The sequence below is a fragment of the Methanobrevibacter sp. genome, assembly GCF_045539575.1.
Classification (GTDB): domain Archaea; phylum Methanobacteriota; class Methanobacteria; order Methanobacteriales; family Methanobacteriaceae; genus Methanocatella.
Genome location: NZ_JAZQFM010000057.1, coordinates 62,263 through 78,545, shown reverse-complemented (window position 1 = coordinate 78,545; position 16,283 = coordinate 62,263). Strand labels below are relative to the sequence as shown.

General features: G+C 36.7%; 13 protein-coding genes. 10 read left to right on the top strand and 3 right to left on the bottom strand.

Annotated elements, in window-relative coordinates; translation table 11 throughout:
* The first annotated feature begins 179 nt into the window (after nt 1-179).
* Nucleotides 180-2,147 carry an ATP-dependent protease LonB gene (lonB, locus tag ACKI30_RS07635; RefSeq protein WP_407411321.1) on the top strand — a complete coding sequence of 656 codons (1,968 nt, stop codon included), beginning with the start codon at nt 180-182 and terminating at the stop codon, nt 2,145-2,147.
* Between the two features lie 101 nt (nt 2,148-2,248).
* Nucleotides 2,249-3,673 carry a Mur ligase family protein gene (locus tag ACKI30_RS07630; RefSeq protein ID WP_407411319.1) on the top strand — a complete coding sequence of 475 codons (1,425 nt, stop codon included), beginning with the start codon at nt 2,249-2,251 and terminating at the stop codon, nt 3,671-3,673.
* Here ACKI30_RS07630 and ACKI30_RS07625 read toward each other — a convergent pair.
* Together ACKI30_RS07625 and ACKI30_RS07620 are read right to left on the bottom strand one after the other, a co-directional pair.
* Nucleotides 3,663-4,145 (bottom strand): hypothetical protein, encoded by a 483-nt coding sequence (locus ACKI30_RS07625; protein WP_407411317.1) that lies wholly within the window; start codon nt 4,143-4,145, stop codon nt 3,663-3,665. The two genes, ACKI30_RS07630 and ACKI30_RS07625, sit on opposite strands and share 11 nt — an antisense overlap.
* Entirely contained in the window at nt 4,132-5,040 is a 909-nt protein-coding gene (locus ACKI30_RS07620) for an ADP-ribosylglycohydrolase family protein (RefSeq protein WP_407411315.1), read from the bottom strand. Before ACKI30_RS07620 ends, ACKI30_RS07625 begins: the two co-directional genes overlap by 14 nt.
* Before the next feature lie 89 nt (nt 5,041-5,129).
* On the opposite strand from ACKI30_RS07620, the gene ACKI30_RS07615 reads away from it, so the two are divergent.
* Complete coding sequence (locus ACKI30_RS07615) at nt 5,130-5,639, top strand: GNAT family N-acetyltransferase (protein WP_330009227.1); 510 nt, start codon at nt 5,130-5,132, stop codon at nt 5,637-5,639.
* 29 nt (nt 5,640-5,668) lie between these two features.
* Nucleotides 5,669-6,037, top strand: coding sequence for a zinc ribbon domain-containing protein (locus ACKI30_RS07610; RefSeq protein WP_407411312.1), 369 nt, complete (start codon nt 5,669-5,671; stop codon nt 6,035-6,037).
* A 19-nt stretch (nt 6,038-6,056) separates the two neighbouring features.
* On the opposite strand, the gene ACKI30_RS07605 is transcribed toward ACKI30_RS07610, so the two are convergent.
* Nucleotides 6,057-6,575: a hypothetical protein gene (locus ACKI30_RS07605; RefSeq protein ID WP_292740128.1), complete on the bottom strand. Its 519-nt coding sequence runs from the start codon at nt 6,573-6,575 to the stop codon at nt 6,057-6,059.
* Between the two features lie 93 nt (nt 6,576-6,668).
* Here ACKI30_RS07605 and ACKI30_RS07600 point away from each other — a divergent pair, with 93 nt between their 5' ends.
* From ACKI30_RS07600 to uvrA, 6 genes are all read left to right on the top strand, one after another.
* Nucleotides 6,669-7,583 carry a ribose-phosphate diphosphokinase gene (locus ACKI30_RS07600; protein ID WP_407411310.1) on the top strand — a complete coding sequence of 305 codons (915 nt, stop codon included), beginning with the start codon at nt 6,669-6,671 and terminating at the stop codon, nt 7,581-7,583.
* Nucleotides 7,584-7,885: 302 nt separating this feature from the next.
* On the top strand, nt 7,886-10,210 hold the full coding sequence (locus tag ACKI30_RS07595; protein WP_407411308.1) for a transglutaminase domain-containing protein: 2,325 nt from the start codon (nt 7,886-7,888) through the stop codon (nt 10,208-10,210).
* Nucleotides 10,211-10,418: 208 nt separating this feature from the next.
* The gene (locus ACKI30_RS07590; protein WP_292740126.1) at nt 10,419-10,709 is read left to right on the top strand and encodes a hypothetical protein; all 291 of its coding nucleotides are present in this window, start codon (nt 10,419-10,421) and stop codon (nt 10,707-10,709) included.
* 5 nt (nt 10,710-10,714) lie between these two features.
* On the top strand, nt 10,715-12,682 hold the full coding sequence (gene uvrB, locus ACKI30_RS07585) for an excinuclease ABC subunit UvrB (protein WP_407411306.1): 1,968 nt from the start codon (nt 10,715-10,717) through the stop codon (nt 12,680-12,682).
* Between the two features lie 51 nt (nt 12,683-12,733).
* Nucleotides 12,734-13,072 carry a P-II family nitrogen regulator gene (locus ACKI30_RS07580; protein ID WP_407411304.1) on the top strand — a complete coding sequence of 113 codons (339 nt, stop codon included), beginning with the start codon at nt 12,734-12,736 and terminating at the stop codon, nt 13,070-13,072.
* A 140-nt stretch (nt 13,073-13,212) separates the two neighbouring features.
* The gene (uvrA, locus tag ACKI30_RS07575; RefSeq protein ID WP_407411302.1) at nt 13,213-16,101 is read left to right on the top strand and encodes an excinuclease ABC subunit UvrA; all 2,889 of its coding nucleotides are present in this window, start codon (nt 13,213-13,215) and stop codon (nt 16,099-16,101) included.
* Nucleotides 16,102-16,283: the final 182 nt, after the last annotated feature.

Sequence of the window (16,283 nt, the reverse complement as noted above, 5' to 3'; positions counted from 1 at the left end):
TATAATATTATTGATATTCGTTGTAATTTTTTTTGAACATAAGGCCAATATTATTTTAGTTACTTTTATTTACTAAAATAGAAAGCTTTTTATATATCCAAATATTAAATAATATTTAAATAGTATATGAAACTTAACTTTTTAATGATGAATTTATTACATGAAGTGAGGTCAATTTTATGAAATTTGATGAACAAGAGTCAATAGATGAGGCTCCAACTGAAGAAATTGTTAAACCTGTTGAAGTGGAGTCTGAAACTAAACATATGTTAGATTATGACAACATAAAAAGCTCACAAGATATTGAAGTACCACCTTTATTAATTGACCAAGTTATTGGACATGAAGAGTCCATTGAAACAATTAAAAAAGCGGCAAAACAAAGAAGGAATGTTTTGCTCATTGGAGATCCTGGTGTAGGTAAATCAATGCTTGCAAAAGGTATGGCACAAATCCTGCCTCATGAAACCCTTCAGGACGTATTAGTTTACCCAAATATGGAAGACAACAACCATCCGTTAGTAAGAACAGTTCCTGCAGGTGAAGGTAAAAAAATCGTAAAGGCAACTAAAGGGTCTCAAAGAGGTCATGAAGAGAGAAAAACAATCATTACAATGTTTGCTATTGGTGGAATTTTAGTAATCGGATTTATGTACGGCAGATTACTTGAATCAATTATCGCAGCTGCTTTAATCTTACTTATATCAATACAAATCAAACCTAAAACCAATAATATGTCTCCGAAATTATTGGTCAACAATGAAGAATCAAGATTTGCTCCATTTATGGATGCAACAGGTGCTCATGCAGGTGCACTTTTAGGAGATGTACGTCACGACCCTTACCAATCCGGAGGATTAGGAACTCCTGCACATGAACGTGTTGAAGCAGGTATGATTCACAAGGCTAACCGTGGAGTTTTATACATTGACGAAATCGGTACAATGACTATGAAAACCCAGCAAGAGCTCTTATCTGCAATGCAGGAAAAACAGTATGCAATCACAGGTCAAAGCGAAAACTCAAGTGGTGCAATGGTGAGGTCCCAGGCAGTGCCATGTGACTTTGTGCTTGTAGCGTCAGGAAACCTTCAGGTATTGGAAGGAATGCACATTGCAATGAGATCAAGAATCAGAGGTTACGGTTACGAAGTATTCATGAAAGATTATATGGATGATACAACTGAAAACAGGGAAAAACTCGTTCAGTTTGTAGCTCAGGAAGTCAAAAACGACGGAAGAATTCCGCACTTCGCACCAGATGCATTGGATGAAATCATTCTTGAAGCAAAAAGAAGGTCCGGTAAGCAGAATGCATTGACCTTAAGATTAAGGGACTTAGGAGGACTTGTAAGATCTGCCGGTGATGTGGCTATTGAAAAAGGTGCAGACCTTGTAACTGCAGAACATGTGGTTGAAGCTAAAAGATTTGCAAGAACCCTTGAACAGCAAATTGCTGACAGGTCAATTGTCCAAAGAAAAGACTACAGTATGGTTTCCGCTGAAGGTGGAAGAGTTGGTCTTATCAATGGTCTTGCAGTAATCGGTGATAGAAGCGGTATTGTTTCACCAATTGCAGCTGAAGCAGCACCAACCCAATCCAAAAACGGTGGTCAAATCATTGCTACCGGTAAACTTGGTGAAATCGCTCAGGAATCCGTTCAAAACGTCAGTGCATTAATTAAAAAATACACTAACAAGGACATTTCCGATTATGATATTCACATTCAGTTCATTCAAACTTATGATGGTGTTGAAGGGGACTCAGCTAGTGTAAGTATCGCTACTGCGGTTATTTCTGCTGTTGAAGAGATTCCAATCGATCAAACCGTGGCATTGACAGGTTCACTCAATGTTCGTGGAGACGTAATGCCTATTGGTGGTGCAACAGCTAAAATCGAAGCTGCTGCAGAAGCTGGAATGAAAAAAGTATTGATTCCAAAATCCAACATGAAAGATGTTATGATTGAGAAGAAATACGAGGACATGATTGAAATCATTCCTACTGAAACCTTAAGTGATGTTTTAGAAAATATCTTAATCAGCGGTTCCAAAAAGGACAATCTCATTGAAAAAATGAAAAACCTCAGTTCCAGAGTTGTTGAAAAAGTTCCGCAAACATCAATAAATAATCCAACTACTAACTAAACTGGATTATTTTTCCTTTATTTTTTTTAAAAAACCTCTTTTTTTATTTATTTTTATAAATTGATAATTTTTATATATGATATTGTAATAATATATTTATCATGGTTAGTTTTTTTAAATTTAATATGGCAAAATTATCAGGTAAAGTTGCATGTCAACTTGCTAAATATGGTCCTGGAAGCGGTGGAACATATCCTGGACATATTTTTACAAAAATAGGAGGTCAGGAGTCCATTTCCAAATTGGCTTCTGATTTGAATATTGGTTCTGTACTGATTACAGGAACAAACGGTAAGACAACTACTACAACTCTTTTAATCAAATTGATGTCAAAGGACATTCAGATTAGAAGAAGCTATGAAAATAATATCCTAAACTCAATTGTAACTGCTCTTTTAAGTCAAAAAGGGGATTTGGGTATTTTTGAATATGGTATTCGTGACATGGCTCATGGTATTCCGGACACTGTTCAAAGATTGATAAATCCTATCGGCGTAGTCTACACTACCATTTCACAGGAGCACACTCAGGTTGCAGGTGTTAAGAATCCTTTCGAATCCTATTACAAAGCTAAAAAATTGCTTTCACAGGGTATGGAAAGGGGAGCTATTGTCACAAATTGTGATGATCCGAGAACTGCATTCATCGGTATTGAAAAATCCGGTGATGTTAAAGTAAACTATTACGGTATTGCAACTGATGCGATTGAGGATATTGGAGATAATACAATAGAATGTCCTAAATGTGGCAAGCAACTTGATTTTACTCACTTTTACTTAAATCATAGGGGAATCTATACCTGTGAATGCGGATTCAAACGTCCTGAACCTAATGTAAAACTGGTAAATGTCGAGTTTGGTTCCGACAAATGGATTTTGGATATTGAAGGGGACTTATATAACTATGTTGCCAAAAAGAATATTAAATTTAATTTAAAACTAAATGTCCCTCCTTTCGGTTTCCATAACATTTACAATACACTAGCCTCAATTACCGCTTATGCAACTTTCACTCCAAAGACAGAAAACATAGAAACCACTGTTAAAGATGTCTTTAACAATTTGGATATGTCTTTCATTCCGCCTGGAAGATTTGAAGTGGTTGACATCGGTGGAAAATTCGTTGGATTGGGACAAGGAGACAATGGTGATGCACTCAAAATCAATGCAATGTTTATGAAACAGTTTGTTGATGCTCCATTGGAATTCATTTACACCACTCCTGATGAAAACGAAGAGGAAATATTCAATGATCACTTTGAAGTTATTAAAAGCATGAATCCAGACCATGTCATTGTTGTTCCGGGAAGGCAATCAATCAAAAAGGCTGAGGAATATTACAATATCATTAAAGAGGAATATCCTGATGCTGAATTCTACCCATTAAGCTATGATGAAATGGCTGTGAGAATTGAAAAGTTAAATGAGCTTGCAAGAAATTCAGAATATAAGTATGTCATCATGACAGGCTGTGGTGAAGAGCAGGCCATGTGGGAAGAAATCAAAAAGAAAATGATTAATAGATAATTTTAGTATCTATTATCTCTTCTATTTTTTTATAAAAGTCAAGCTCAGACGGTTCTATTTCATTAAATGCGGCATCAATACTGCATCCGCACAAATCACAGCTGCCTATAACATAATCAGTTGAATCTTTTTTTATTAAAATTCCAAAAACACGCTCTTTTTCATTTGCATATTTTTCAAATTCCTCTTCAGACAGCTTTAGATTGTAATCTTCGGTTGAATAGATGTCACATTCGTTGATTACTGGAATGAATGCATACATTCCAATGTTTAAAAATACATTTTCATGTTTAAGAATCTTTAATATCTTTTCTTCGAAACTATCATCTTTTTTGATGTCAAATTTGTCAAGTTCTTCGATATTGTTTGAGCCCATGTAGTAATTGTCATGAATCACAGTTGCTACTAAATCTGGGTCTACATAATTATTGCAGGAAGACCTAATATTTTTGATAGTTTCACTGACATTCATCACAAAACGCCTCGTATTCTTCACATAATGAATGCACTTTATCAAGATGCGGAATTGATTCTATCCAGTCTATAGGTATTTCATCAAAACCGTAATAAATTCCGGCAAGACCTCCGCAAATTGCGGCGTTAGTGTCGGTATCGCCACCTAAATTAACTGCCTTCAGGACTGCATCCTTATAGCTGTCAGTGGTTTTAAGGCAATAAACTACTGTTTCGATAGTGTCGATAACATATCCTCCGCTTCTGATGCCGTCGGAAAAATCATCTTCAAATATTCTATTGAATTCATTAAGCTCTTCATTGCCTGAATAATGCTCTTTAATTAATTCGCACGCATTGCTGATATGCTCGTCAATTGTCAAGTCATTTTTAAGCATTGATTTTGCTATTTCAACATATAAAACGCATGCAATTTTGGACCTTTCATGGCCATGTGTTAATCCTGAAACATTCTCGATGGTTTCATAGTCAATATTGGAGATATATGCAAGAGGCAGAATTCTCATAAGTGATCCGTTACCGTTGTCATGAGTTGAAGTTCCTCCGGATTCCAGCGCCTTTGCACCATCTTTAAATCTTCTAAGGCCTTTGATTGTTGTATTTCCAATGTCAAATGTTTCTTTGTATTGTGAAAATTTGTGTTCGAATGCCCAATTGCAGAACTCGGTCATTATGTCCTCATAGTCAATTCCCTTTTTATTGATGATACTGCGCATTGTAGCTAGTGTCATTGATGAATCATCAGACCAGGTTCCCCTTGGTTGGTTGTAGGTTCCGTATTCTCTCATGTCTACTACAGGATCCTCTTCAAGTTCATATCTTGATGAAAACTCAACAGGAACTCCTAATGCATCACCAACTATAAATCCAGTAATTCCGTCTTTAACTTTCATAATTTAATATCTGTCTGTTTAAATTAATTAATTTTGAGTATGAAATAGTTTACATTATTTTTAAATATTCAAAAAACAAACTTTAAGCAATGATTTTTAAAACTCAAAATCTGACTTTAAGGCCTTGGGCAGAAGATGACGCTGAATGCTTATATCATTTTGCTAAAAATCCAAATGTCGGTCCAATTGCAGGATGGCCTCCTCATGAAAGTATTGAAGATAGTTTAAACATTATCAGAACTGTTTTTTCAAAAAAAGAAACTTACGCTATTGTTAGGGATGATATCCCAATAGGTTGTGTGGGATTGCTTTTCCATCCTGATACAAATCATTGGTGGGGTGAAGGCTCATGTGAGCTTGGATACTGGATAGCTGAGGAGTATTGGGGCAATTCTTATGCGGTTGAGGCATCAAAAGTCCTGATTGATCATGCATTCAATGATTTGGATGTGTCCGTGATATATGCCACATACAGAATTGAAAACACCCAATCAAAAAGGGTTTTGGAAAAATTGGGTTTTGAATATTACACTGATATGACAAATGAAAATTATTTGCACGAATTTTTTAAAGAAGTGGCAATGAAACTTGAAAAATAATTTATATTAAGAACTCTTAATTTTAACTAATGACAAGAAAATGTAATAACTGTGGATTTGAAAATCAGGATGATTATGACTACTGTGCAAAATGCGGCATTCCTCTGGTTGAAGGCGCTCAACCAAGACAATTCTATGTTTATAAGTCACAGGCACCTAAAATCAACAAAAGAAACTTGCTGATTACTTACATTGCAACCATATTTTTATCCTGGGGCGGAGTCCTGCTTTGGCTGATTTCAAGATCTTCAGGTTTCACCATGTTTACATTTTTCGGATTTTTCCTGCCGTTTTACCTGATTCAATCAAAACACCCGCAAATTAGAAAACATGGAATAATTCAATTGGTTATTTCAATACTTGGTGTGGCTCTTTCTTTTTATCTTTTAATACATTAAAAAATTAAAAAAAGGGAAATTAGACTGGTATGAATCTAATGTTTCCCATTAAGATATGTATTGGAATTTCCAGTGGGTTGAATGTGCCGCTGGTCATTGCAGTGCTTACGGCATCACCTCTGGACATGGTTCCTTGAACATTTGCGCTTCCGGCATAACCGTTGTATGCATCGTTTGCCCTGATGTTATCAATCAAACCCTCTCCAAAAATTCCTTCAGCAGCTTCAGGATTGACGCTGACAATTATATGTGGTGTGAATTGGTATGTGTATGTCATAATGTCACGTGCCGCTCCATAAGGGTCGTCTGGGGAGTCTTGGTGGACATTATGCAGTGTTTGTCCGTTTTCATTAACGGAACTTCCCGGATAAATCCAATCAAAACCGCCTAAAACACTAAATTTTGCAGCCATATCAATTCCTGGGCTTCCTTCAGTTGTATCTTCAGCGATAATTAATATTGGACTTGTTAAAGTAAATAATAAAAATGCAATAATAACTATCGCTATTATTCCAAATATTGTTTTTCCTTTACTCATAATTTTTTTTATTGTGCATTTCAACTATTAATACTTAACTTTTTTAATTATCACTGACAAATATATTTGCATATAATAATTTTGGTGATAATTGTGATTATAGGTGGTTCAGCATCTCAAGATTTAGCAGCTCATGTTGCACGTGAACTTGGCGAAGAATTACGTTATGTGGAAACCAAGAAGTTTCCTGATGGTGAAAGGTATATAAGAATTGACGGTGAAATAGACGATGAAGTTACAATCATCCAATCTACCGGATATCCTCAAGATGAAAATCTGATGGAATTGCTCTTCATGATTTCCAACTTAAAAGATTTGGGAGCTAAAAAGGTAAAAGTTGTAGTTCCATATATGGGATATGCAAGACAAGAAAAAAGATTCAATCCAGGAGAGACAATCTCCGCTAAAATTGTCTGTGACCTGATTCAATCTGCAGGTGCAGATGAGTTCATTACATTCAACATCCATGAAGAATGTGTTTTAAACTTCTTTGACATTCCTGCACGCAACATTTCAGCAATGCCTGCAATTGCGGAATACCTGGATAAGAAATTCTTTAGGAAAGGTGGAGAAAAACCATTGATTATCGCTCCTGATAAAGGCGCTTACGGATTTGCACAGGAAATTTCAGAAATCATCGGATGCGACTGCACCTACTTAACCAAAGTGCGTTTAGGACCTGATAAAGTAGAAACTAAAATCGTGGATGTCAGATGCGACAGTGAAAGTGACAACACCGTCAATGTGGATTCAGTTAAAGGAATGCATGCAATTATCATTGATGATATCATTGCAACAGGCGGTACCATCGTTAATGCAATAAATATCCTAAAACAATACGGTGCATCCTCTGTTGATGTATGTTGCGTACATCCGATCTTGACCAATAACGGCGCTACAAGAATCTATGCGGCTGGCGCTGATAAGATTATTGGAACAAACAGTTTATCTTCAGATACCTCACGTGTATCCATTGCAAAAGCTATTGCAGATGCATTAAGGGAATAGAATTTCACGTTAAATATGCAAGATTATCCCAACTTATATAATGTGGGAATTAATTGCATTTAACCTATTTTTTTTAATTTTTTTTAAGTATTTCATTTGAATTTAAGCTTATTTTTTCTTAGTATTATCTTTTTGAGTGGGATAATTTAATAAATATAAAAAAATGTTTGTTAAACTTTAATTTGAGTGAATGTGAATTTGACTAAATGGAATGTGTTTTTTAAGCTATTTTTCGAATTTGTATCTAAATTAAACTAAAATATATTAATTGGTTCGAAATAATATAAGTAATGAGTGATAAAATGAAATCATTTAATACAATTAAACAAATATCTTTTGCAATGTTATTGGTATTGTTTTTATGTATTTCAATCAGTTCTATTCAGGCGGTTGATGTAAATGATACCATGATTGATTCTAGCGAGGATATTGCAATTTCAGTTGATGATGACGATCAACTGGAAGTTGATGATGATACATTGGAGCAGGATACTAAAAACCAAACAGAATTGGTATCACCAACAAAAAGCATGTATTATGGTGGAAAGTATCAGGTAACTCTAATAGATTCAAACAGCAGTGCAGCATTGGCAAATAAAAAAATAAGTTTTTCAATAAACAATGTTGCATATTCTGCAAATACTAATTCTAAAGGCGTTGCCAGTGTTCAGTTAAAATTAAGTCCTGGAACTTATGTCACTAATGCATATTTTTCAGGAGATGACAGCTTCAATGCAAGCAATACTCTCTCAGGCAAGGTTAAAATATTAACCACCATTAAGGCAAAAGACGTTTCAAAATATTATAAAGGAAGTAAAAAGTACTATGCGACCTATTTGGATTCAAATGGAAAAGTTTTAAAGAATAAAAAGGTTGCAATAACTGTAAATGGGAAAAAATATACAGGCAAAACAAATGAAAGAGGTGTGGTAGGTTTTGCAGTTGACTTCAAGCCGGGCACTTATAAGGTAACCACAACTAATCCTAGCACTGGCCAAAAATTAACAACCACATTTACAATCTTAACAACAGTCACTGCATCTGATCTTAGAAAGGTAAAGGGAGACAGCAAGAAGTTTGTCGCAAAATTCTTGAAAAAAAATGGACAGCCATTGGCTAAAACGCTGGTTAAAGTAAAAATCAATGGTAAAACCTATAACTATAGAACATATTCAACAGGTAAGATAGGGCTGTCATTCAACGATTTTAAAACAGGCACATACAAGGTTGTCTGCTATAATAATGACGGTCTTACAAAAACAAACACTGTCAAAGTTTTCAGATATGCAACAACAAGAATTACTACCACCGGTTCAGACACATTCTTTAATGATGAGACAAATTATATTAAAATTAAGTTTTCAACATCCTTGAACGATAATTCAAATGCTGGAAAGGCCATCGATATTATGATTGATGATAAGTCTTATTCTAAAAAGACCGACAGCAATGGTATAATCAATTTCAAGTTACCTTCACTTAAGCCTGGTATTCACAGTTTGATGTGTGATTACAATGGAGCTAAGTTTTTTGATTTTGCACACTATGATAAGGACTTCACAGTATTGAATACTTCAAATACTCAATTCATTGCTGACGGAACAATGCCGTACGGCAGTTTTTCAGGAACTGAATTTTCTGTAGTGCTTGCAGCAGGGGACGTTCCTCTGACTCAAAGAACAGTCACTTTCAATTTGAATGGTAAAAGCTTTACCCGTACCACTGACGGTTCCGGATTAGCTTCAATTCCTGTCAGTTTGGATATCGGAAATTACACTGTCAATTATGAGTTTTCAGGAGATTCAAAACTTAAGGCATCTTCAGGTGCAACCGACATAACTGTAGTTGAGAGAACCAACACTACTGTTACTGGTAAATATAGAACTTCATATCCTGACTCTTTGCAATCATTTGACGTTTACTTGAAAGATTCCAATGGAACTCCTATAGCAAATGAATATCTTGAGCTGGTAATTGGCTCACAAACTTACAAGGATAAGACTGATGCCAATGGTCATGCGGTAATTAAATCTTTGGCACCTGTAGGCAGATATGATTTTAAAATCTATTTCAGAGGAAACAACGATTACAATTCCAGTTTCGCTTCAGGATCCACAAATGTTACCCTTTCCAAATATGCAAATGGAGTCAACGAGAAGAACGGTGCCGCTTCAGATGCATATCTTAAGGCAACCAGGAATTGTCAAGTCACTAATTCAAAGATTAAATCAATGGTAAAAACCTTAACAAAAGGTCTGACCAATGACATCGATAAGGCAAAAGCCATATTTGATTATGTGCAGATGAACATTGTGTATGACTATTATTACGACACCCAAAAAGGTGCTGTTAAAACATTGGAAGACAAAAAGGGAAATGGTGCTGATCAGGCACATCTCCTCGTTGCATTGTATAGGGCAGCAGGTTTAAAGGCCAGATATGTTCATGGATATTGTACAATGAATATCGATAAAAAAACTATTGGTCACGTATGGGTACAGGTCCTTGTTGACAATACCTGGATTTGTGCAGACACATCTGAAGTGATCAATAGATTTGGAAGCATAGCTTCCTGGAATGTAGATAGTTATACTCTTATAAACAAGTATCTTGAACTTCCGTTCTAGACTTTGAAGGATTTAAATCCTTCAACACTATTTTTTTTTAACATTTTACCTAAAAATTCTCCAGAATCCACAATCATGAGAGATTTAAATTCATTGATTTTGCTTTTTTTGTTTGATTGTGAGAAAACTTAATTAATATAATATGCTATAATAATTAGTATTGTAGATTGTAAAAAGACGATATTTTAATTTGCATTGAGGGATTAAAATGGATAAGGAAACAATCAAAAAGGAATTAGTTGACATTTCTAATAAAATTTTACAAAAATATGAAGAAATGGATGTAGTGGAGACCATTTCAGTAATGAATATGGCATCTAAAACCGTATTTTTGGGATCTTTAAAAGTCTTCAATTATGAAGTGATTCCAAACGTCATAAGAGATTTGGAAAAGGATTTAAAAGGATACGGACAGCTTGTCGTAAGAGACCAAAAGGTCACTCCATGCTGTTCTCCAAGCTACACTCACATTAGCTTCAATATTACCATTCAAAACTAGATATTATGAAAGAATTCAAGTTAAAGTCACCATATAAACCATTGGGTGACCAACCAAAAGCAATTAACTCGTTAGCCGAAGGCATAAAAAATGGCCTAAAAGAGCAGACTCTATTGGGAGTGACAGGTTCAGGTAAGACATTTACAATGGCAAATGTCATTGAAAAGGTTCAAAAGCCCACCCTTGTCATTTCACATAACAAAACCCTGGCTGCACAGTTGTATGAGGAATTTAAGGAATTTTTCCCTGACAATGCAGTGGAGTATTTTGTCAGCTATTATGATTATTACCAGCCTGAAGCTTACGTTCCCCGTACAGACACATTCATAGACAAGGAAGCGTCAATCAATGACGATATAGACATGATGAGGCACTCAGCTACACAGTCTCTCCTTTCAAGGGATGATGTTATTGTTGTAAGCAGTGTTAGCTGCATCTATGGTATCGGTTCTCCTGAGGACTACGGTGAATTCGCATTTGGAATTGCAGTCGGAGACATTTATGACAGATCAGAAATATTGCGCAGATTGGTCTTCATGCAATATGAAAGAAATGACATTGAATTTGACAGAGGTCAATTCAGAGTTCGTGGAGATGTTATAGAAGTCAATCCTGTTCATGGAACACCTCCAATAAGAGTTGAGCTGTTTGGTGATGAAATCGATGCAATCAGTTTAATCGATAAGGTTACTGGAAAAAAACTTGAATCACTTCCAAGATACATGATTTTCCCCGCAAAGCACTTCGTTGTCGGTCAGGACAAGATGGATGTTGCACTATCTAAGATTTCAACAGAGCTTGATGAAAGGCTTGAAGAGTTGAAATTAACCGGAAAACTTCTTGAAGCGCAAAGGTTGGAGCAGAGAACCCGCTTTGATATAGAAATGCTTCAGGAGATGGGATACTGTCCGGGTGTAGAAAACTATTCAATGCACCTGTCAGGTCGTAAATGGGGAGATAAGCCTTATTCCCTTTTAAAATATTTCCCGGATGACTTTTTGACAATTATTGATGAGTCCCATGTTACAGTGCCTCAAATCAGGGGAATGTATAATGGGGACCGTGCACGTAAGGAGACACTGGTCGAGTATGGTTTCAGACTGCCTTCCGCTAAGGAAAACAGGCCTCTTCGATTTGATGAGTTTGAATCATCAGTCAATCAGGTGATATACGTGTCAGCTACCCCGGCACAGTATGAGCTTTCAAAATCACGAAACGTTGTTGAGCAGATTATCAGGCCAACCGGTCTGGTTGACCCTGAAGTGATAATAAGGCCGGTAACAGGCCAGGTCGAGGATCTTCTTGAGGAGGTCAGAAAGACAGCCAAAAAAGATGAAAGGGTATTGGTTACCACACTTACGAAAAGAATGGCTGAAGACTTGACCGACTACTATGCAAGAATCGGCGTCAAGGTAAGGTATATGCACTCCGAAATAGACACATTGGAGAGAATTGACATTGTCGATGACCTCAGACGTGGTAAATTTGACGTGTTGGTTGGTGTAAACCTTTTAAGGGAAGGTTTGGACTTGCCTGAAGTGTCTCTGGTAGCTATTCTTGATGCTGATAAGGAAGGATTCCTAAGAAATGAGACATCATTGATACAGACTATCGGACGTGCTGCAAGGAACGTCAACGGACGCGTAATAATGTATGTTGATGAGATGACCGATTCTGTCCAGAATGCATATGACATTACACTCAAGAGACGTAAACTGCAGATGAAATACAATGAAGTTCACGGCATCACTCCAAAATCCACTCAGAGAACCCTGAAAGAAAAAATCGCTGAAGAAGAGGAAAAATATAAGGGTCTCACCGGTGCTGAAGTTGATAAAATGCCAAAAGATGAGCTTCGCTTGTTAATCAAGGACCTTGAAAAGGACATGAAGGAAGCGGCTGCCAGACTTGACTTTGAGCGTGCTGCCGAGTTGAGAAACAAGCTTTATGCTCTTAAGGGCTTTGACAAATAATTTCACTTTTTTCTATTTTTTTTAAACATCAATACGTATTTGGGCGATAATATGAAGAGAATCATTGCAGTAATTCGTGAGGAAATGTTTGAGAATGTTAAAAATGCTCTTGTGGCGGCAGGCTGTGAAGGAATGAATGTCTCCACGGTTAAGGGAAGAGGCAGGCAAATGGGAGTAAAGGAATCATACAGGGGTTCCAGCCACTGCATAGACCTGATTCCAAAAACAAGAGTGGAACTGATAGTTAATGAAGATGACTTGGATAACATTATTGACATAATTATTGAAAATGCCAGAACCGGTGAAGTTGGTGACGGTAAAATATTCGTTTCCGATGTGGAAGAGGTAATAAGAATCAGAACAGGCGAAAGAGGTTCTGATGCAGTATAGTTGGCCTCTAATTTACGTATCATCTCACAATTTTCTATTTTTTTTTGATGAAATGTAATTTTAATACTCATCAAATGCTCTTTGAAATACTTTATAAGGTAGTTTGTTCTAATATAATATAACTAATTTAGGAGATTATTATGGCAGAAGATTCTAAAAAACAGATTATCATCAAGGGTGCACGTGAGCACAATCTTCAAGATATTGATGTAAGTGTCCCTCGTGATGAATTTATTGTAATTACTGGTCTCAGTGGTTCTGGAAAGTCTTCTCTAGCTTTTGATACAATATATGCTGAAGGACAGCGTAGATATGTTGAATCATTATCAGCTTATGCAAGGCAATTTTTGGGTCAGATGAAAAAACCTGAGATGGAATCAATTGAAGGTTTATCTCCAGCTATTTCAATTGACCAAAAGACAACCAGGGAAAACCCAAGATCAACAGTAGGTACAATTACAGAAATTTATGATTACTTAAGATTATTGTATGCAAGAATTGGAATTCCTCACTGTCCTAACTGTGGCCGTGAAATCTCACACCAGACCATAGGACAAATTGGCGATTCTATCGTTGAGGAAGGTGAAGGTCTAAAAATTCAGATACTCTCTCCGATTGTCAGGGACAAGAAAGGTCAGCACAAGGATGTCCTGGAAGACTTGAGAAACAAGGGGTTCGTAAGAGTTCGTGTTGATGGAGAAATAAGGGATTTGGAAGAGGACATCTCACTTGCAAAAACCTATCGTCACAGCATTGACGTTGTAGTCGACAGACTTAAAATCAGACGTGACGTGGACTTCAAAAGAAGACTGGTGGATTCCCTTGAAACTGCAGCAGAGTTTTCCGAAGGGTTAATTACAGTATTGTTTGACAATGGCGACGAAGAATATGAGAAAAAATACTCAGAGCACTTTGCCTGTGTTGACTGTGGAATAAACTTTGAAGAGCTGACTCCAAGGATGTTTTCCTTCAATGCTCCTCAGGGGGCATGTCCTGAATGTAACGGTATCGGATCCAAAATGGAAATTGACCCTGATTTGGTCGTTCCGGATAAATCAATGACATTGAATGAAGGGGCTATTGTTCCATGGGCAAGTTCAGCAAAAAGGGAAAACTACTATTTCCAAATGCTTGATGCAGTCTCAAAACACTTCGGTTTCAGCATGGACACTCCATTTGAAGAGCTTCCAAAGGAATATCAGGACACTATTCTCTTTGGCTGTGATGAAAAGATACCATTCACATTCAAAAGAAGAAACAAGTCCTATATGGTAAATCGTAAGTTTGAGGGTGTTGTTCCAAGAATGCAAAGGCTATACTTTGAAACCAAATCTAGTTATTCAAGAAAATATCTTTCAAAATTCATGTCCGATAGGGTTTGTTATGTTTGCGGTGGTAAAAGACTTCGTCCTGAAGTATTGGCAGTCACTGTCGGAGGTAAATCAATCATTGATGTTTGTGATATGGCCATCAAGGATTCATATCAGTTCTTCCAGGATTTGGAACTTACAGAACGTGAAAACTTCATTGCAAAAGAAGTCTTGAAAGAAATCAAGGAACGTTTAAGCTTTTTAGTGGAAGTCGGTCTTGATTACTTGTCAATGTCAAGGGCTTCAGGTACACTTTCAGGTGGAGAGGCTCAAAGAATCAGATTGGCTACCCAAATTGGTTCAGGTCTTGTCGGAGTGTTGTACATTCTCGACGAGCCAAGTATCGGTCTTCACCAAAGAGACAATATTAAACTCATCGAGGCTTTAAAAAGGCTTAAGGATTTGGGAAACACATTGGTTGTCGTTGAACACGATGAGGAAACTATTTTATCAGCAGACCATGTTGTGGATATTGGTCCTGGTGCAGGTGAGCACGGAGGTAAGGTTGTGGCTCAGGGAACACCGCTGGATATCATGAACAATCCTGACTCAATTACAGGCCAGTACATCTCAAGGGTCAAAAAGATTGACATTCCAAAGGAAAGAAGGGAAGGTAACGGCAATTTCATAACAATCAAGGGAGCCGCCCAAAACAACCTTAAAAACATTGATGTGGACATTCCATTAGGTAAATTCACCTGTGTTACCGGTGTCAGCGGTTCTGGTAAAAGTAGCCTAATCAATGAAATCCTCTACAAAGGAGCTCATGGAAAACTGGCCAAGAAATTCATGTTTGCCGGAAAATACGATAAGATTGAAGGTCTTGAAAACATCGATAAGGTAATTGCAATTGACCAAAAGCCAATCGGAAGAACTCCAAGATCCAACCCTGCAACATACACCGGAGTATTCACTGACATTCGTGACCTGTTTGCAAACACACCTGAATCCAAAGCAAGAGGATATAAACCTGGAAGATTCAGTTTCAATGTGAAAGGTGGAAGATGTGAGGCATGTTCCGGTGACGGTATCGTTCAAATTGAAATGCACTTCTTGGCAGACGTATTTGTTCCATGTGAAGTTTGTGGCGGTAAGAGATACAATGAAGAGACACTGGATATAAGATATAAAGGTAAAAACATCTATGAGGTCTTGGAAATGACTGTGGAAGAGGCATTGGAATTCTTTGAACACATTCCAAAAATCACCAAAAAGCTCCAGACACTATATGATGTCGGTCTGGGCTACATGAAGATTGGCCAGCCTGCAACAACATTGTCCGGTGGTGAAGCTCAAAGAATCAAGCTTGCTAAGGAGCTTTCAAGAACCAGTACTGGTAAGACATTATACATTTTGGATGAACCTACCACAGGTCTTCACTTTGCAGATATTAAAAGGCTTTTAGAGGTTTTAGCCAGACTGACTGATGCAGGAAATTCTGTAGTTGTCATTGAGCATAACCTGGATGTCATCAAGACTGCAGACTATATCATTGACCTTGGTCCTGAAGGCGGTGACGGCGGTGGAGAGGTAATAGCTACCGGAACACCTGAAGAAATAGCAGAGACTGGAACATATACCGGTCAGTTTTTAGAAAAAATGCTTAATGAGAATATTACTCCTTATGCAAAAGAATTGGTAGAAGATATAGGAAAATAGATTTTTCTTATATGTTTTTACTATTTTTTTATTTTTAATTTTATTTATTTATTCAATTTTTTCTTATTTTTGCTAAATATCTATTATCTGTTTTTATATTTTTCTAGGAATCATTTAAACAAATTTAAATATCATTGAGTTGATATAATTAATTACTGGAAAGTAACTAAAAGTATAAATGT

What these genes read in the sequence shown, in the direction of transcription:
- lonB (WP_407411321.1), top strand. Translation starts at nt 180, where the DNA reads ATGAAATTTGATGAACAAGAGTCAATAGATGAGGCTCCAACTGAAGAA.
- ACKI30_RS07630 (WP_407411319.1), top strand. Translation starts at nt 2,249, where the DNA reads ATGGTTAGTTTTTTTAAATTTAATATGGCAAAATTATCAGGTAAAGTT.
- ACKI30_RS07625 (WP_407411317.1), bottom strand. Translation starts at nt 4,145, where the DNA reads ATGAATGTCAGTGAAACTATCAAAAATATTAGGTCTTCCTGCAATAAT.
- ACKI30_RS07620 (WP_407411315.1), bottom strand. Translation starts at nt 5,040, where the DNA reads ATGAAAGTTAAAGACGGAATTACTGGATTTATAGTTGGTGATGCATTA.
- ACKI30_RS07615 (WP_330009227.1), top strand. Translation starts at nt 5,130, where the DNA reads ATGATTTTTAAAACTCAAAATCTGACTTTAAGGCCTTGGGCAGAAGAT.
- ACKI30_RS07610 (WP_407411312.1), top strand. Translation starts at nt 5,669, where the DNA reads ATGACAAGAAAATGTAATAACTGTGGATTTGAAAATCAGGATGATTAT.
- ACKI30_RS07605 (WP_292740128.1), bottom strand. Translation starts at nt 6,575, where the DNA reads ATGAGTAAAGGAAAAACAATATTTGGAATAATAGCGATAGTTATTATT.
- ACKI30_RS07595 (WP_407411308.1), top strand. Translation starts at nt 7,886, where the DNA reads ATGAAATCATTTAATACAATTAAACAAATATCTTTTGCAATGTTATTG.
- ACKI30_RS07590 (WP_292740126.1), top strand. Translation starts at nt 10,419, where the DNA reads ATGGATAAGGAAACAATCAAAAAGGAATTAGTTGACATTTCTAATAAA.
- uvrB (WP_407411306.1), top strand. Translation starts at nt 10,715, where the DNA reads ATGAAAGAATTCAAGTTAAAGTCACCATATAAACCATTGGGTGACCAA.
- ACKI30_RS07580 (WP_407411304.1), top strand. Translation starts at nt 12,734, where the DNA reads ATGAAGAGAATCATTGCAGTAATTCGTGAGGAAATGTTTGAGAATGTT.
- uvrA (WP_407411302.1), top strand. Translation starts at nt 13,213, where the DNA reads ATGGCAGAAGATTCTAAAAAACAGATTATCATCAAGGGTGCACGTGAG.